At 71.5% G+C, this 16390-nt stretch carries 13 protein-coding genes and 2 pseudogenes; 5 read left to right on the forward strand and 10 right to left on the reverse strand.

The window, feature by feature from the left end; translation table 11 throughout:
• Positions 1-100: 100 nt before the first annotated feature.
• Both V4Y04_RS01940 and V4Y04_RS01945 read left to right on the forward strand, forming a co-directional pair.
• Entirely contained in the window at positions 101-1429 is a 1329-nt protein-coding gene (locus tag V4Y04_RS01940; RefSeq protein ID WP_332425374.1) for a bifunctional glycosyltransferase family 2/GtrA family protein, read from the forward strand.
• Entirely contained in the window at positions 1426-2757 is a 1332-nt protein-coding gene (locus V4Y04_RS01945) for a hypothetical protein (RefSeq protein WP_332425375.1), read from the forward strand. Before V4Y04_RS01940 ends, V4Y04_RS01945 begins: the two co-directional genes overlap by 4 nt.
• Positions 2758-2772: 15 nt before the next feature.
• On the opposite strand, the gene V4Y04_RS01950 is transcribed toward V4Y04_RS01945, so the two are convergent.
• The 3 genes from V4Y04_RS01950 to V4Y04_RS01960 all read right to left on the reverse strand — a co-directional run bounded on the left by V4Y04_RS01950 (position 2773) and on the right by V4Y04_RS01960 (position 5342).
• Positions 2773-4047 (reverse strand): amidohydrolase, encoded by a 1275-nt coding sequence (locus V4Y04_RS01950; protein WP_332425376.1) that lies wholly within the window; start codon positions 4045-4047, stop codon positions 2773-2775.
• An 89-nt stretch (positions 4048-4136) separates the two neighbouring features.
• Positions 4137-4460, reverse strand: a complete 324-nt coding sequence (locus V4Y04_RS01955; RefSeq protein ID WP_332425378.1) for a hypothetical protein — start codon at positions 4458-4460, stop codon at positions 4137-4139.
• 102 nt (positions 4461-4562) lie between these two features.
• Positions 4563-5342: an SDR family NAD(P)-dependent oxidoreductase gene (locus tag V4Y04_RS01960; protein ID WP_332425380.1), complete on the reverse strand. Its 780-nt coding sequence runs from the start codon at positions 5340-5342 to the stop codon at positions 4563-4565.
• A gap of 172 nt (positions 5343-5514) precedes the next feature.
• Here V4Y04_RS01960 and V4Y04_RS01965 point away from each other — a divergent pair, with 172 nt between their 5' ends.
• Positions 5515-6150 (forward strand): TetR/AcrR family transcriptional regulator, encoded by a 636-nt coding sequence (locus V4Y04_RS01965; protein WP_332425382.1) that lies wholly within the window; start codon positions 5515-5517, stop codon positions 6148-6150.
• A 111-nt stretch (positions 6151-6261) separates the two neighbouring features.
• Here V4Y04_RS01965 and V4Y04_RS01970 read toward each other — a convergent pair.
• From V4Y04_RS01970 to V4Y04_RS01980, 3 genes and pseudogenes are all read right to left on the reverse strand, one after another.
• Positions 6262-6962, reverse strand: a pseudogene (locus tag V4Y04_RS01970) (flavoprotein); the annotation flags it as partial.
• A pseudogene (locus V4Y04_RS37630) lies at positions 6938-7225 on the reverse strand (hypothetical protein); the annotation flags it as partial. The pseudogenes V4Y04_RS01970 and V4Y04_RS37630, both read right to left, overlap by 25 nt.
• A gap of 166 nt (positions 7226-7391) precedes the next feature.
• Entirely contained in the window at positions 7392-8375 is a 984-nt protein-coding gene (locus V4Y04_RS01980) for a PstS family phosphate ABC transporter substrate-binding protein (protein ID WP_332425383.1), read from the reverse strand.
• Positions 8376-8653: 278 nt separating this feature from the next.
• Between V4Y04_RS01980 and ligA the strand changes: the two genes are divergently transcribed.
• Positions 8654-10762 carry an NAD-dependent DNA ligase LigA gene (gene ligA, locus V4Y04_RS01985; RefSeq protein ID WP_332425385.1) on the forward strand — a complete coding sequence of 703 codons (2109 nt, stop codon included), beginning with the start codon at positions 8654-8656 and terminating at the stop codon, positions 10760-10762.
• A 497-nt stretch (positions 10763-11259) separates the two neighbouring features.
• Here ligA and V4Y04_RS01995 read toward each other — a convergent pair whose 3' ends face one another.
• From V4Y04_RS01995 to V4Y04_RS02005, 3 genes are all read right to left on the reverse strand, one after another.
• Positions 11260-11478, reverse strand: a complete 219-nt coding sequence (locus V4Y04_RS01995; protein ID WP_332425386.1) for an EF-hand domain-containing protein — start codon at positions 11476-11478, stop codon at positions 11260-11262.
• A 282-nt stretch (positions 11479-11760) separates the two neighbouring features.
• Positions 11761-12630 carry a universal stress protein gene (locus tag V4Y04_RS02000; RefSeq protein ID WP_332425388.1) on the reverse strand — a complete coding sequence of 290 codons (870 nt, stop codon included), beginning with the start codon at positions 12628-12630 and terminating at the stop codon, positions 11761-11763.
• 157 nt (positions 12631-12787) lie between these two features.
• Positions 12788-13858, reverse strand: a complete 1071-nt coding sequence (locus tag V4Y04_RS02005) for a zinc-dependent alcohol dehydrogenase family protein (RefSeq protein ID WP_332425390.1) — start codon at positions 13856-13858, stop codon at positions 12788-12790.
• Between the two features lie 377 nt (positions 13859-14235).
• On the opposite strand from V4Y04_RS02005, the gene V4Y04_RS02010 reads away from it, so the two are divergent.
• Complete coding sequence (locus V4Y04_RS02010; RefSeq protein ID WP_332425391.1) at positions 14236-15264, forward strand: alcohol dehydrogenase catalytic domain-containing protein; 1029 nt, start codon at positions 14236-14238, stop codon at positions 15262-15264.
• 324 nt (positions 15265-15588) lie between these two features.
• Here V4Y04_RS02010 and V4Y04_RS02015 read toward each other — a convergent pair whose 3' ends face one another.
• A complete protein-coding gene (locus V4Y04_RS02015; protein WP_332425393.1) occupies positions 15589-16212 on the reverse strand; it encodes a hypothetical protein in 624 nt (207 codons plus the stop codon).
• Positions 16213-16390 lie beyond the last annotated feature (178 nt).

Consider the following 16390-nt stretch of genomic DNA (forward strand, 5'->3'; position numbering starts at 1 on the left):
CCCCGGGGCCTTCCCTCCGACCACCCTCACGAGTGTATTGGCATGCTCACCCCATAAAAAGGGTCGGTGCCTTACGCCGGAAAGTGACCGTGAACCAGTCATGAGAACCGCCAGTCGGCCGACGCCGGCCGACCGTCGCACACCCGCCGCGCCCGCCCCGCCCGTGCTCCTGCCGCGCCGTCCACCGCCGGCGGACGACAGTTCCGGCGGCAGCGACAGCGACGACGGCCACCCGGACCCCGTCCTCGACGTGGTCATTCCCGTGCACAACGAGGAGAAGGATCTGGAGCGGTGCGTCCGGCGTCTCCACGCCTACCTCGTGGAGACGTTCCCGTACTCCTTCCGGATCACCATCGCCGACAACGCCAGCGTCGACGCCACCCCGCGGATCGCCGCGCGGCTGGCCCGGGACCTGCCCGGTACGTACTGGATCCGGCTGGCCGAGAAGGGACGCGGCCGCGCGCTGCACACCGCCTGGTCCGGATCCCGCTCCCCGGTCCTCGCCTATCTGGACGTCGACCTGTCCACCGATCTCGCAGCCCTGCTGCCGCTCGTCGCCCCGCTGATCTCCGGGCATTCGGACCTCGCGATCGGCACCCGGCTGGCGCGCGGCTCCCATGTGGTGCGCGGCCCGAAGCGGGAGATCGTCTCCCGCTGCTACAACGGCCTGCTGCGCGGCACCCTCGCCGTGGGGTTCTCCGACGCGCAGTGCGGCTTCAAGGCCGTACGCCGCGACGTCGCCGAGCGGTTGCTGCCGCTGGTGGAGGACCAGGGGTGGTTCTTCGACACCGAACTGCTGGTGATCGCCGAGCGGGCCGGACTGCGTATCCACGAGGTGCCGGTCGACTGGGTGGACGATCCCGACAGCCGGGTCCGCATCGTGTCCACGGCGCTGGCGGATCTGCGCGGCATGGCCCGGCTGGGGCGTGCCCTGGCCGGCGGCCGGCTGCCGCTGACCGCGCTGCGCCGGAACGGCGGTCCCGAGCGGGTCGCGGAACTGCCGCCGGGCCTGGCCGGTCAGCTGCTGCGCTTCGCCGCGGTCGGTGCCGCCAGCACGCTGTGCCACCTGCTGCTCTACACGGCTCTCCGGTCCTTCACCGGTGCCCAGGCGGCCAACGCGCTCGCCCTGCTGGCCAGCGCGGTCGCCAACACCGCCGCCAACCGGCGGCTGACCTTCGGTGTGCGCGGCCGGCACGGGGTGCTCGGGCACCAGCTCAAGGGGCTGGCCGCCTTCCTGGTCGGCCTCGCCCTCACCAGCGGTTCGCTGGCCCTTCTGCACCGCACCGCGCCCGAGGCCGGGCCGGGACCGGAACTGCTGACCCTGGTCCTCGCCAACCTCGCCGCGACCCTGCTGCGCTTCCTCCTCCTGCGGGCCTGGGTGTTCCCCGGCCGCGGCACCCGCCGTACGAGAGGGCCCTCCGCCTCATGAGCAGCACCATCCGGGCCGGCCACCCGGCCGGCCCGTCGGACCCCGCGGACCGTACAGACCGGGCGGACCGCACAGACCGGGCGCCGGGTCCGACGCCGTGGCCCCACGTCTCCCCGCCGGTGGACGCCGGCCCGAACCTCCGGGAGCGGCTGCGGCGCGCCGTCGCACGCCACGGGCCCGTCCTCGCGACGTACGGCGTGCTGAAGCTCATCGGCTTCGCCGCCTTCATGTACCTGCTCGACTCGGCCGGCGACTTCCGCGAGAAGCACCCCCGCTTCGGCGGCGGCGCCCGCACCTGGGACGTGCTGGGCAGCTGGGACGGCTGGTGGTACCAGCAGATCGCCCTGCACGGGTACGACCCGGCCCTGGAGCCCGTCCCCGGCGCGACCGGCATGATCACCCTCGAGGGCAACTCGGCGGCGTTCTTCCCTCTCTACCCGACGCTGATGCGGCTGGTCCAGGAGGTCACCGGACTCGGCCCGTACGGCGCCGGGATGACCGTCTCCATCGTCTCCTCGTTCGTCGCGGCGCTCGGCATCCACGCGGTCACCTCCCGGCTGGGCGGCCGCCGGGCCGGTCTGGTCGCCGTCGGTCTGTGGGCGGTGTGGCCGGGTTCCGGCGCCGAGTGGGCGGTGTACTCCGAGTCGCTGTACACGGCCCTGGCCGTATGGGCCTGCCACGCCGTCATGACCCGTCGCTGGCTCACCGCCGGGCTGCTCACGTTCTTCGCCGGGCTCGCCCGGCCGACCGCCGTCACCCTGGTCGCGGCCCTCGCCGTCGCCGGGCTGATCGCGGTGTGCCGACGGCAGGAGGGCATCCGCCGTCCGCTGCTCGCGGTGGCCGTCGCCCCGCTGGGCACGCTCGGCTACCTCGGCTGGGTCGGCCACCGCATGGGCGACTGGGGCGGGTACAGCAAGCTCCAGGACGGTGCGTGGGGCCACACGTTCGACTACGGCCGGCACAGCCTCAATGTCCTGACCTCGGTCCCCGTGGGCCATTTCGACTATCTGTTCGCGATGCCCTTCGAGGACGTCATCGGGGTCGGGGTGGTCCTGCTCGTGCCGGTCCTCACCGTGCTGCTGGCCCGGCTGCGCCCGCCCGCCGTGCTCATCGTGTACACGGTGCTGTCGTATCTGATGGTGATGGGCACCCAGCAGTACTTCGGCAATGTCTCGCGCTATCTCCTCCCCCTGTTCCCGCTCCTGGTCCCGCTCGCCCTCGCCATGCGGCGGCTCCGGCTGCCCTCCCTGGTCACTGTGCTCGGGACGGCGGCGCTGGCCTCCGGGTCGTACGCGGGATACGTCCTGTTCGAACTCGGGGTGCCGTAGGGCCCGGCCGGCGGCTCACGCCCGGGAGGCGGGCCGGGCGGCGAGCCAGGCGAGGGCGGCCACGGTCAGCGCGCGCACGCCGGTGTCCAGGGTGGGCTGGACCACCGGGGCGAAGAAGGGGCTGTGGTTGACCGGGACGTCCTCGGCGACGGTGCCGCCGCGGACGGCCTCGGCATGGCGGACGGGGTCGGTGCCGCCGATGCCCCAGTAGGTGAACGGCACACCGAACGCCACGGGAATCTCGCTCATGTCCTCGCTCGCGGTCTGCAGGTCGATGGTGTGCGCGTCGTCGCCGAAGTGCGCGGCGAACGCCTCGGCGACCCGCCGGGTCGCCGCCTCGTCGTTGACGGTGGGCGGGAAGGAGGCGATCCGCTCGATGTCGGGTGCCTTCGGCGACCGGGACGCCTCGCACTCGGCGCGGACGATCCGGCCGATCGCGTCCAGGACGTGGGTGCGGGTGGCGTCGTCGTAGGTGCGCACGTTGAGTTCGATGACGGCGCTTTCGGGGATGACGTTGGGGCCGGAGCCGGCGTGGACGCTGCCCACGGTGAGCACGGCGGGTGTGGTGGCGGCCAGTTCCCGGGAGACGATGCTCTGCAGGCGTACGACGATCATCGCGGCCATCACCACCGGGTCGACCGCCGCCTGGGGCATGGAGCCGTGCGCCCCGCGTCCGTGCACGGTGATGCGCAGGCTGTCGGCGGCCGACAGGAACGAGCCGGCGCGGGTGCCGACGTAGCCGGCCGGATAGGGCAGTACGTGCTGGGCGAGGACCACGTCGGGCCGGGGCGACCTGGAGGTGAGACCGTCGGCGATCATGGCCTCGGCGCCCTCGCCGTTCTCCTCCGAGGGCTGGAGGAGCGCCACGAAGGTACCCCGCCAGGCGTCCCGGTTCTCGGCCAGCAGCCGCGCGCAGCCGAGCAGGCAGGTCACGTGCACGTCGTGTCCGCAGGCGTGCATGACGGGCTGCTCGGTGCCGTCCGGACCGGTCGCGGTCGCGGTGGAGGCGTAGGGCAGGCCGGTCCGTTCACGCACGGGGAGGGCGTCCATGTCGGCACGCGCCATGACGGTGGGGCCGTCGCCGTTGGCCAGCACGCCGATCACACCGGTGCCGCCGATCCCGTCGGTGACCTCGTAGCCGAACGACCGCAGGGCCTCGGCACCCTTCCCCGCCGTGCGGTGCTCCCGCAGGCCGAGTTCGGGATACCGGTGCAGGTCCTCGTAGACGGCCTCGAGGTACGGGCGGATGCCGTCGAGACCGGCGAGCACGGTGGGGGCACGTTCGCTCATGGGTGACGCTCCTTGCGCGGAGAGGGCTGCTCTTCACCGGTGTCCCATGATCTCGCCCCGCCCCGCCGTTGACGATCCGGCGCCGGTGCTCACGCGCCGCGGCCGCGGAACGTCCCGGCCGCGATCAGGAGCAGCGCCGCCGTGTACCCGGCGAGCAGCAGCAGGGACGGCCGGGAACCGAGGCTGCCGACCGTCTCCCCGGTCACGACGGCGGACGGTACCGGCCGGCGGCGCGTGAGCACCGGCGCCGGGGAGACCGCCGGCAGCGGCCGGGTGAACCGGTCCGCCTGCCGGTATCCGGATTCCTCGCCACCGCGTCCGAGGCGTGAGGAACCCGACGACGGCCACGACCAGGACGTCCACGGCACCCGGGGACAGCGTCCGCGGGCGGGCAGACGGTCGAAGGTCGTCACGATCACGCCGTACGAGGCGCACCGCCCTGCCGCGGACGACGGCGGGAGTACGCGTGCCGGTGGACGGGACTCGAGTCCGGGCCGCTTCGGGTCCGGGCGGAGTCAGACCGCCGACCAGCCGTTGTCCACCGGCAGGACGACGCCGTTGATGCTGCTCGCCGCGTCGGAGGCGAGGAAGACGATGGCGGCGGCCTGCTCCTCCGGTTCACTGATGCGCCCCATGTTGACCATGTACCGGCCGACGACGGCGGGCCCGTGGGCCTCCCGGTCGACGTCGAGGCCGGTCGCGATACCGGTCATCGTGCCGCCCGGCACGATGGCGTTGGCACGGATGCCCTGGTCCCGGTACATCACGGCGAGGGAGCGGGTGAGGCCGAGAAGACCGTGCTTGGAGACGGTGTACGCGGTGCCCGCCGCGCTGCCGCGCAGCGCCGCCTCGGAGGCGGTGTTGACGACGGCTCCGCCGCCCGCGGAGAGCATGTGCGGCAGAACGGCCCGCGTCAGCAGGAACGGCGCCGTGAGATTGATGCGCAGGACACGGTCCCACTCGGCGTCGGTGACATCCACCGGCGCGGACATGCTGTCCATCACGCCCGCGTTGTTGACCAGGACGTCGATCCCGCCGAAAGCGTCGACCGCGCCGGTGACGACCTCGTCGACCACCGCACCGTCGCTCAGGTCTCCCGCGACGGCGATCGCCGTGCCGCCCGCCGACCGGATCTCGTCGACGACACTCCCGGCTCCGTCGGCGTTCAGGTCGGCGACGACGACCTCGGCCCCCTCGGAGGCGAACCGCAGCGCGGCCGCGCGGCCGATGCCCGAGGCGGCCCCGGTGACGACGACGCTCTTGCCGGACAGACCCGTACCGGATGTGGCACCCATGAGAGCTCCTCTGCTCGACGTATGGACATGTCGATGCGCCGACGGCCTGTCGGCGTTCGCCGGCGTGCGTCAGCCTACCGGTTATTGTCGCGACGCGACACAAAGGCATGGCGTGTCATTACGGCATCGCGCGCCATAAAATAGGGTGTTCACAGCGAGCGAGGGGGCCTGTATGACCGGACGAGCCGGTGGCGCCACGGGGCGACCGCCACTGACGGAGCGGCGGCGCGCCGAGACGCGCAGGGAGATCGCCGAGGAAGCGGTACGGCTGTTCGTCGCGCAGGGCGTGGCGGCGACCACCGCGGAGGACATCGCCTCCGCCGCGGGGATCTCCACCCGCACCCTGTGGCGGTACTTCCGCTCGAAGGAGGAGTGCGTCCGCCCGCTGCTCACCACGGGACTGGAGGCCCTGACCCGGGAGGTGCGGGACCGGAACGGCACAGCACCCCTCGCCGAGTCCGTCCTGCACGCCCACCGCGGCGAGGGCGCGGAGCAGGATCCGCTTGCCCTGCGCGACCTGGTGCGGCTGTGCCGGGACGAACCGGGGCTGCGTGCCGTCTGGCTGGAGGCGCACTACGACGCCGAGACCGAGTTCGCCTCGATGATCGCCGACCGCACCGGCCGCCCCGCCGCCGACCTCACGGTCCGTATGGAGGCGGGCGTGCTGAACACCGCGCTGCGCATCGCGGTGGAGGACTGGGCCCTACGGCCCGACCCGGCGGCGGGTCCCCCCTTGGGGGACACCGTCGCGGCTGCCTTGCGCCTGATCACCCACGTCTCCGCACAGGAAGCCCCTCGGCCGGTCTGACGGCCGTCCGCCCGCTCCGTCCGCTCCCGGTCCGCGCGTGCGCCACTACGGGCGCGCGATCGAGAACGGGCACGGCGGCGACAACTGGACCCGCATCATCGACGGCATCCGCGAACCACACCGACCGGACGCGGGTCCCGTGAACACGCTCAGCCCTGCCCCCGCTCCGCGGCCGGAGCGGTGCCGAGCTGTACCGGGGCGGGTGCCGGTGCGGCGCAGCATCCGCCTCCACTCTGCTCGCCCTCGGGGTCGTCGAAGAGGCCGGCGCCGCCGCAGACTCCGGTGTCGGGGAGGGCCAGTTCGACGCGGTCGGCGGAGTCGAGGTCTCCGGCGATCGCGGCGGCGACGGAGCGGACCTGCTCGTGACCCGTCATGGCCAGGAACGTCGGGGCGCGGCCGTAGGATTTCATGCCGACCAGGTAGACACCCTGTTCGGGGTGGGACAGCTCGCGGTGGCCGTGCGGGGAGACGGTGCCGCAGGAGTGCTGGTTGGGGTCGATCAGCGGGGCGAGTGCCACCGGGGCCTGGAGCCGCTCGTCCAGGCCGAGCCGCAGCTCGGACAGGAACGACAGGTCGGGGCGGAAACCGGTCAACACGATCACTTCGTCCACGGCGTCGAGCCGCCGGCCGTCCTCCGCCACGAGAACGGGGCGCCCGTCGCCGTCCCGCTCGACCGCCTCGGTACGGAAGCCGGTGACCGCGTCGGCGTGCCCGGCCTCGACGGCGGCCTCGGCGGCCAGGCCGAGCGCGCCACGGGCCGGCAGTTCGTCGGCCTCGCCGCCGCCGAAGGTGGAGCCCGCTTGTTCTCGGCGGCGGTGCGGGCGGATTCGGCCAGGTCGGCGAACTGCCCGGCGAGCGTGGCGATGACGTCGGGGCGCAGCTTGTAGTACGTGAACCGGCCGCAGGGCTCCGTCTCCACCACTCCGGCCTCGCGCAGCACGCGCAGGTGGTTGGAGAGGTTGGTCTGCCGGTCGGCCTCATCACGGTCGATCAACAGGCAGGCCAGGCCCGTCGTGCACGCTTCCGGGCCGTCCGACACCGTCTCCGCCCGCACGCCGTACGAAGAGATAGCCATCCGTTCGGCCTAGGTGCGAGCCAGGGGTTCCTCCGGTGCGGGAAGCCAGCCCTTCCCGCTTGTTCACCAGGGATTCTCCTGCGCCGCAGACCCGCTGGCAGCCCGGCACGCACCGGGCCATCGGCCATCGGACACCGGTCGATGCGTGATGAGCGATCGCTCCTGTTCAGGACTCCTGCTTCGCCTTGAGAGCGGCGAGGTCCTCACGCAGCTCGGCATCCTGCTCCGCGCTGAGCGGAACGAAGTTGGCCTTCTCGGCGATGCGCTTGTTGTTCTCGACGTAGTACTCGATGAACGCCGCGACCTCCGGCTTCTCCAGCGAAGACGCCTTCGGGTAGATGAACAGCGGGCGCGCCAGCGGCTTGTAGCTGCCGTTCTGAACAGCCTGCACGGTCGGGGCGACGCAGCCGTCACCGCTGTCGATCGCCAGGGCCTTCAGTTTGTCCTTGTTCTCCTCGTAGTAGGAGTGGCCGAAGTAGCCCATGCCGCCCACGGATCCCGAGACACCCCGCACGATGAGGTCGTCGTCCTCGTTCGCCGCGTAGTCGGTGCGCGAGGCGCCCTCCTCACCGTTGACGGCATCGGTGAAGTAGTCGAAGGTGCCCGAGTTCGTGCCGGGACCGAACAGTTCCAGTTCCTGGTCGGGGAACGACGCGTCGACCTGGTTCCAGTTGTCGATCTCCGAACCGGGCTGCCAGATCATCCTCAACTGGTCCACCGTGAGGCACTCGACGAATTCGTTGCCCTTGCTCACCACGACGGACAGGCCGTCCCCGGCGACCTGGAGCTCCTGGTACTCGACCCCCTTCAGCTTGCAGGCCGACACCTCGACGTCCTCGATCGCGCGCGAAGCATTGGAGATGTCGCTCTCGCCGTGGCAGAACTTCTCGAAACCGCCGCCGGTTCCGGACGTGCCGACGGCGATCTCGACGTCGGTGTTCTCCGCCCGGAAGAGCTCGGCCGCCACCGTCGACAGCGGAGCCACCGTGCTGGAACCGTCCACCTGAACCGTGCCCGACAGCTTCTCCCCCTCACCGCCGCTGCCGTCCGACCTCGCCTCGGCACTGCCGCACGCGCTCACGGCCAGCAGTACAGCCGCTGTCAGAACCACAGGGTTCTGGACCCTGCGCAACGAGGTGGGGATGTTCACGTGTTTCTCGATCCTGGTGACCGCCGGGGGAGCCCGGTCATACCGATGAGGGGCGCGACGCGCCCCGTTGGGACACTCGGATCGAATCCCGCCTATACGAACCGAGGGCATACAAGCGACCACTGGGACATGAACCGTAGGTATCCGCCCACATGGAAGCCTCAGATGGGCGGTGGCGCAGGCAACGACCCGGCACCGGCTCGGCATCGGCATCACAGCAGGTCGGTGCGGGTCGGCGTCCGGTCCCGTTGTCAGTGGTGGGCGGCATGATGCCGGTCATGACTACTCCCGCAGCAGTGATCGTGGATGCCGCCGCCTACGCACAGGCGATCGAGAACGCCGTGAGCGCGGCGGCCGCCTACTACGAGGGCGGCACCTCACCGTTGGACGACGACACCTACGACCGACTGGCCCGCGGGATCGCCGCCTGGGAGGCGGCGCACCCGGACGAGGTGCTGCCCGACTCCCCCACCGGCAAGGTCGCCGGCGGTGCGGTGGAGGGCGACATACCGCACACGGTGCCGATGCTCAGCCTCGACAACGTCTTCTCGGCCGAGGAGTTCACGGCGTGGACGGCGTCCCTGACCCGACGCATCGGCCGTGAGGTCGCCCGCTTCAGTGTGGGCCCGAAGCTGGACGGACTCGCGATCGTCGCCCGCTACAGCGACGGTCGTCTCACCCGGCTGATCACTCGTGGGGACGGGATCGCCGGGGAGGACGTCTCGCACGCGATCGGCACCGTCGTGGGGCTGCCCGAGCGGCTGGCCGAGCCGGTCACCGTGGAGGTGCGCGGCGAAGTCCTGATGACGGCAGCCCAGTTCGAGTACGCGAACGAGGCCCGCACGGGTCACGGCGGTCAGCCGTTCGCCAATCCGCGCAACGCGGCCGCGGGCACGCTGAGGGCGAAGGAGCGGCTCTACACCGTGCCGATGACGTTCTTCGGCTACGGACTGCTGCCGCTGCCCGGCACCGACGGCCCCTTTGCCGAGCGGCTGGCGGAGCTTCCCCACAGCGATCTGATGTCCCTGGCCGCCGAGCTCGGCGTGCACACCAGCGCCGCGACCGTGGTCCCGGACTCCATCGCCGATTCGCCGGAGCAGGTTCTGTCCCGGGTGAAGGAAATCGCCGCGGTGCGGGCCGAGTTGCCGTTCGGCATCGACGGGATCGTCATCAAGGCCGACCTCGCCGCAGACCAGCGGGACGCCGGCTCCGGGTCCCGTGCGCCCCGGTGGGCGATCGCGTACAAGCTGCCGGCCGTGGAGAAGATCACCCGGCTGCTGGAGGTGGAGTGGAACGTCGGACGGACCGGCATCATCGCCCCGCGTGGCGTCCTCGAACCAGTGGTCGTCGACGGCTCCACCATCACCTACGCCACCCTGCACAACCCGGCCGACATCACCCGTCGCGGCCTGCGGCTCGGCGACCATGTCATGGTCCACCGCGCCGGCGACGTCATCCCCCGCATCGAGGCCCCCGTCACCCACCTGCGCACCGGCGAGGAGCAGCCCGTCGTCTTCCCCGAGCAGTGCCCGCGCTGCGGATCGGACATCGACACCAGCGGGGAGCGCTGGCGGTGCGCGCAGGGCCGCAACTGCCACCTGGTCGCCTCGCTCTCCTACGCCGCGGGACGCGACCAGCTCGACATCGAGGGCCTGGGAGCCACCCGTGTCGTCCAGCTCGTCGACTCGGGCCTCGTCGCCGATCTCGCCGACGTGTTCGCCCTGCGGCGCGACCAGTTGCTCGGCCTGGAGCGGATGGGCGAGACCAGCACCGACAACCTGCTCGCCGCGATCGCCGCGGCCAAGGAACAGCCGCTGTCGCGGGTGCTCTGCGCGCTCGGCGTCCGCGGCACCGGCCGGTCCATGTCCCGCCGCATCGCCCGGTACTTCGCCACCATGGACAACATCCGCTCCGCGGACGCCGAAACGATGCAGCGGGTGGACGGCATCGGATCGGAGAAGGCACCCGTCATCGTCGCGGAACTCGCCGAACTCGCCCCGCTCATCGACAAGCTCGTCGCGGCGGGCGTCAATATGACGGAGCCCGGCGCCACTCCGCCTCCGGCCGCCGACTCCGGCTCCGACTCCGACTCCGACTCCGAGGAGCGGCATACGGCCGGGACGCCGGGGGCGGGACGCCCGCTGGCCGACATGACGGTGGTGGTCACCGGTGCGATGACCGGAAACCTGGAGAAGCTCTCCCGCAACGAGATGAACGAACTCATCGAACGGGCCGGTGGCCGCTCCTCCTCCAGCGTTTCCAGGAGAACCACCCTCGTCGTCGCCGGAGAAGGCGCCGGCTCCAAGCGCGCCAAGGCCGAACAGCTCGGCGTTCGCCTCGCCACCCCGGACGAGTTCGCCACGCTGGTCGCGGGCCTTCTGGAGTGACCGTCGCGACGACCGTGGGAGGGCAAGGGGCGTGCCCGGTGACGACCGTCCGGGTTCGGAGCGCGCAGTACACCCTGGTCCCCCGGAGTCCGAGACCCTCCGCCGTCCCGGGCCGGCGGCAGTGGCCGGGCTGGGGCCGGCCGTTTCCCGCACCCCGGGCCGGCGGCGCGTGCCGGAACTGGGCCGGCGGCCGGAACACCCCGCGACGGAGGTGCCGCGGGAGTTCCTGGACGGGTTGCGGCACGGCGCCGGCGCCGGCACCGCACCCATGCGAGGACGCGAGGTCGGCTGAAGGCGGCACGGACGGGCCCGGCACCCTCGCGATGCTGTTGGTCAATTCGGCATGGCGTTCCGGACCCCGCGAGCCCGTACCGGCGGCCCTGGGTACTCCGGCCGCGACCGTGACGCATTCCTGGAAAGTGTCACGGTTGGCGGACTCATGACCCGGGGCCACCGGATTCACCAACAGCATTCCTCGCGTGCCGGGCCCCCTGGGGTCAACGGTTCATGGCCGCCCAGAACTCCTCGAAGGACATCTGGCCGTCGCCGTCGGCGTCGAGTGAATCGATCAGTCCCTGGGCCTCCGACTCGGTGATCTCGGAACCTTCCAGCTCCGCCACGACCTTCCGGTACTCGTCTGCGGTGACCAGGCCGTCCCCGTCCAGGTCGTAGCGCTCGAAGACCTTACGCGCCGCTGTCTCCACGATGTCCGCCATGTGCTCCGTCTTTCCCCGATCTTCGCTGACGGGCCCACACTATCCGTCCGCCCGGGAGAAGCAGGCCGGCAGGATTCGCCTTCCGCCGCTTCCCGCCGTGGCGGTCCGGGAGGGTCGTCTTCACCCATGACTCCGGCCTGACCACCCGCCGCGTGGGGCGGGTCACCGCCATGGGGTGGTGAGGTACCGGTGGCCGGCGGGGGTGCCGGCAAGGTACCGGGCCGGCCGCATGACATGAACTCTCCCGTCCGGTTCCGGTTCACTCGCCGGTCCGCCACCGGCTCAGCCGTGCGGGGACTCGGGCACGGTGATCACCGGGCACTCCGCCCGGTGCAAGAGGCCGTGCACCACCGATCCCAGCCTCATGCCGGAGTACCCCCCGCGCCCGTGTCTGCCGACGACGACCACCAGGGCGCTGATCGAAGCGAGGGCCAGTTCCTCCACCGGGTGGCCACGCAGGACCTCATGGGTGATCTCCACGTCCGGATACTTCTCTCCCCGTCCCGCTACGGTCTCGGACAGGATCCGACGCCGCTCGTCAAGCCCCGCCGCTTCGTCGCCGAAGGACACGACGGGTCGCCGCCACACCCACACGGCGTGCAGGGCGGCGCCATGCAGCGCCGCCTCTTCCACGGCGAACTCCACGGCGGCTCTCGAGGATCCGCTGCCGTCGACACCCACGACGAGACGGGGATGCCGTTGCCCCACGCGCTCCGGTTCCCTGACCACGACGACCGGGCAGTCCGCCTGAGCACTCACCGGAACGGCCACTGAGCCCGCGCTGAGGAGCTCCTCCGGTCGGCTGAGCCGACGGGAACCGACGACGACCATCCGGGCCTGCGCCGCCTTCCGGCAGAGCACCACCGACGGCGTCCCGTCGAGCAGTTCCGTCGTCAGGGGCACTTCCGCGTACAGCGCCCGCACCGTGGCAGCCGCTTCGGCGAGCGCGCCCTCGCCCTGGACCCGGAGCATGGTGCGCCTCCAGGGCGCGTCGACGTGCTGTCCTCCGGGCAGGGGCGGCACCGCCACTACGAGCCGGAGGGGCGACCGCCTGCGGACGGCCTCGTCGGCCGCCCAGGTGAGCGCCGGAACGGGCTGCTCGCGCGGGTCGATCCCGACGATCACCTCATCGCGTACAGCGGTGTTCTTCATGGCTCCTCCTGCCGCTTCGTGCCGTTGTGGGGGAACGGACTGCGACAAGTGGGCTCGGCACCGCCGTAAGCGCCCTCGGCCATACCCCCACCAGTGACGCTTGGACGGGACGCTCCGTTCACGCTGTCGCTCCGGGCCCCGGGCCTCCGTTTCCTTTTCAGGGCACCCGGACCGCCAGGGCATCGTGCTGCTGCCCGCCGAGAACGACCTTGAGCGCACCGGTGTCGGCGGCCCGTGAGAAGACGTCGTACGCCTCTTCCATGTGGTCCAGCGGGAAAGTGTGGGTGAGCATGGACGCCGTGGGCAGGCGGCCGGCGGCCATCATGCGCAGCAGCGTGGGAGTGGAGTGCGTGTCGACCAGGCCGGTGGTGATCGTCACGTTCCTGGTCCACAGGTCTTCGAGGTGGAGTGTCGCGGGCTTGCCGTGCACGCCGACATTGGCCACATGCCCGCCCGGCCGCACCATGCGTGTGCATGCCTCGAAGCTCTCCGGCACCCCCACCGCTTCGATGACCACGTCGGCGCCGAGCCCTTCGGTGAGGTCGGCGACCAGTTGTTCGGCTTCTTCACCCGCGGTGGCCACGGCATCGGCGCCAAGGCGCTTGGCCGCCTCCAGCCGGGACGGAGCGAGATCCACGGCAATGATCTTCTCGGGCGTGTACAGCCGGGCGGTGGCTATCGCCGCGAGCCCGATGGGCCCCGCTCCGACCACGACGATCGTGTCCCCGGGCCGTACACGCCCGTTCAGGACACCCACCTCGTAGGCGGTGGGGAGAATGTCGGCCAGCAGGACGGCGTCCTTGCTGTCCACCCCTCCGGGAAGGGGGTGCACGGACAGGTCCGCGTGCGGCACACGGACGTACTCGGCCTGGGTGCCGTTGATCAGGTGGCCGAGGATCCAGCCTCCGCCGCCGCGGCACTGTCCGTACGCCCCCTCCCGGCAGAAGCGGCAGCGGCCGCACGCCGTGATGCAGGAGACCAGGACGCGCTCGCCGGGGCGGACACCGCGTACGTCGCTGCCCACCTCGACGACCTCGCCGACGGCTTCGTGCCCGAGCACCGTGCCGGGACGTACCTCCGGCACATCGCCCTTGAGGATGTGCAGGTCGGTCCCGCAGACGGTGGTGGCGTCGACACGGATGATCGCGTCGGTGGCCTCCTGCAGGGCGGGGTCCGCGATCTGCTCCCAGGCGGACTTGCCGGAGCCGTGGAACACGAGTGCTTTCACAACGATCCCTTCCGGGCGCCGGTCGTGGGCGACACCAGCGACCGGGGCCCTGTGCGCGGCCACCGGCAGCCCCTGGAACCGTCGGCGCCGAGAATGACGGGACACCATTGAGGGCCGTTCGAACGGAGTGGCCTCCTCTTCCCAGCCTGCCCGTGACGGCTGCCGTCCGCATGGGCAGGCCGATCCCATGGCCGGGCCGTCGGGCCCGGTATGCCGGCCCCTGTACCACTTGCGCACCAGGGCTGAACCGTTCAAGGCCGGACGTGAGGGGTGCGCCGGACGGCCTCCCTACGAGGTCCGGCGGTCGCGGTTGCCCTGGTCTCTTCCGAGAGCGAGTGTGGAGGGGGTGACCGAATTCAGCCACGGAGTGGGTGACCATGCGAGCACTCGTCTACCACGGCCCCGGACAGATCGCCTGGGACAAGGTCATGGACCCGACGGTCGAGGACCCGACCGACGCGATCGTGCGCGTCGACGCCACCACCGTCTGCGGTACCGACCTGCACATCCTGCGCGGAGAACTTCCCGAGGTGAAGCCCGGAACGGTCCTCGGCCACGAGGCTGTCGGCGAGGTGATGGACGTCGGCCGCGAGGTCCACTCCATCGCCCCGGGCGATCAGGTGATCGTGTCGTCCGTCACGGCCTGCGGCCACTGCCGGTCCTGCCGGGACAACGCGTTCGGACAATGCCGCGGCGGGGGCGGGTGGATTCTCGGGGATCTGGTCAACGGCACCCAGGCCGAGTTCGTACGAGTGCCCTTCGCCGATTACTCCACCCGGCGGACGCCCGGCACCCTGGCCCTCGATGACGCCGTCCTGTTCTCCGAACTCCTCCCCACCGCCTACGAGATCGGTGTGCGCAACGGACACGTGAGTCCCGGAGACACCGTCGTCGTCGTGGGCGCAGGTCCGATCGGACTCGCCGCGGTCATGACCGCCCGGATCTACTCACCGCGCAGAATCATCGCGGTGGACCTGTCCTCCTCCCGGCTGGAAGCCGCCGGCCGGCTGGGGGCCGACTCCGCCGAGCTGCCCGGACGGCTGATGGCCGACCTCGCGGACGGGCCCGGCGCCGACGTGGTCATCGAGGCCGCCGGAGATCCGGACGGCTTCGTCCTGTGCACCCGGGTCGTCCGCTCGGGCGGGCACATCGCCAACATCGGTATGCACGGCAAACCGGCCACCCTGCACCTCGAGGCGCTGTGGCGCAAGAACGTGACGATCAGCACCGGCCAGGTCGACACCTCCTCCACGCCTTGGCTGCTCGATCTGGTGACGTCCGGACGCCTGCACATCTCCCCGCTCGTCACTCACACCTTCGGCCTCAGCCGGATGGAGGACGCCTACGAGGTCTTCTCCCACGGCACCGATACCGGCGCCCTCAAGGTCGTACTGCACCGTGAGTAGAGTGCCCCGGCCGGTGACCGGCCGCGGGGCGGGCCTGCGGCTCCGTCGGGCCTTCCGACCATCGTGCCTGAACCGTCGGTTCTCCTGCTCGTCGCCGGTCCCTCTTTCGCTGTCCCCGTGGACTGTCTGCGTTTCGATGCCCGTGGCTCGCGATGCCCGGCCGCGGAGGGCCTGTCGGCGTATCCATCGAGGGCATCGTCCGGCTCGTGCACGACGGGCCGTCGGGCCTGGTCGAGCGAGGCCTCACCGCACGGGGCCGGCGGGGACACGAGCGGGGGCGTCCCCGGCAAGCGGAGGTGCCCCGGCCCGACGACTCCACGGCCGTCAGAGCAGCCAGCGGTTGCGGCTGACGAAGGGCAGCCGCGCCCAGACCCTGCCCAGGCCCCAGGTGGCGCCGGCGCCCGCGGCTGCGAGGGCGACCAGGACGACGGCGTAGACCAGGTGGTAGTCCACGAACGGGTTCGTCGACATGCTCGGCGATCCGTCCGACAGGTGTCGGGCCGGCGGCCATTCCGCGACCCACATCAGGGCCATCATGGCGGTGCCGCCGGCCGCGGCGAGCCGCAGGCCGATGCCCGCGATCAGGGCGATTCCGATGCCGAGCAGGCCGAGCATGAACATCCAGTCGGCCCACGCCGCCCCGGCCCAGTCGTGGAAGGTGGACTCCATCGGTCCGACGGCGACACCGCCGAGGAAGCCCCGGGTCGGCGATCCGCCTTCGATCCACCCCTTGCCGGAGGGGGTCGCGTAGCCGAAGCCGAACGTCTTGTCCAGGAACGCCCACAGAAAGACGAAGCCTGTCAGCAGACGGAGGCCGGCGAACACGTACGCGCGGGTCCCGGTAGCCGCGGCGGTCGCCGACTCGGCAGGCGCGGGAGCCGTCCTGGCACCGTGCAGGGGCGGGAGGCGGAATCCCCGGCGCCGGTGAGGGTGGTCGTGAACTGCCATGATGCTCATCCCTTCCAGAGGGTGACGCAGGACGTGGACGACTCTCCTTGCCTTTCAAGGTCTCGCGTCACCGACATCCGCCCCAGGGGCCGCAAGGCCCGGAAAGCGGGCCGAACGCCCCCTGGGTAAAGCCCTGTTGGCAGGAGTGAGCCGTCCGCTGCCGCCGGACTCGAGGAGG

This window comes from Streptomyces sp. P9-A2, from assembly GCF_036634175.1.
In the GTDB taxonomy this organism is placed as follows: Bacteria; Actinomycetota; Actinomycetes; order Streptomycetales; family Streptomycetaceae; genus Streptomyces; species Streptomyces pratens.

Excerpts from the sequence above, each read along its gene's own strand:
- V4Y04_RS01940 (WP_332425374.1), top strand. The coding sequence starts at position 101 with ATGAGAACCGCCAGTCGGCCGACGCCGGCCGACCGTCGCACACCCGCC.
- V4Y04_RS01945 (WP_332425375.1), top strand. The coding sequence starts at position 1,426 with ATGAGCAGCACCATCCGGGCCGGCCACCCGGCCGGCCCGTCGGACCCC.
- V4Y04_RS01950 (WP_332425376.1), bottom strand. The coding sequence starts at position 4,047 with ATGAGCGAACGTGCCCCCACCGTGCTCGCCGGTCTCGACGGCATCCGC.
- V4Y04_RS01960 (WP_332425380.1), bottom strand. The coding sequence starts at position 5,342 with ATGGGTGCCACATCCGGTACGGGTCTGTCCGGCAAGAGCGTCGTCGTC.
- V4Y04_RS01965 (WP_332425382.1), top strand. The coding sequence starts at position 5,515 with ATGACCGGACGAGCCGGTGGCGCCACGGGGCGACCGCCACTGACGGAG.
- ligA (WP_332425385.1), top strand. The coding sequence starts at position 8,654 with ATGACTACTCCCGCAGCAGTGATCGTGGATGCCGCCGCCTACGCACAG.
- V4Y04_RS01995 (WP_332425386.1), bottom strand. The coding sequence starts at position 11,478 with ATGGCGGACATCGTGGAGACAGCGGCGCGTAAGGTCTTCGAGCGCTAC.
- V4Y04_RS02000 (WP_332425388.1), bottom strand. The coding sequence starts at position 12,630 with ATGAAGAACACCGCTGTACGCGATGAGGTGATCGTCGGGATCGACCCG.
- V4Y04_RS02010 (WP_332425391.1), top strand. The coding sequence starts at position 14,236 with ATGCGAGCACTCGTCTACCACGGCCCCGGACAGATCGCCTGGGACAAG.
- V4Y04_RS02015 (WP_332425393.1), bottom strand. The coding sequence starts at position 16,212 with ATGGCAGTTCACGACCACCCTCACCGGCGCCGGGGATTCCGCCTCCCG.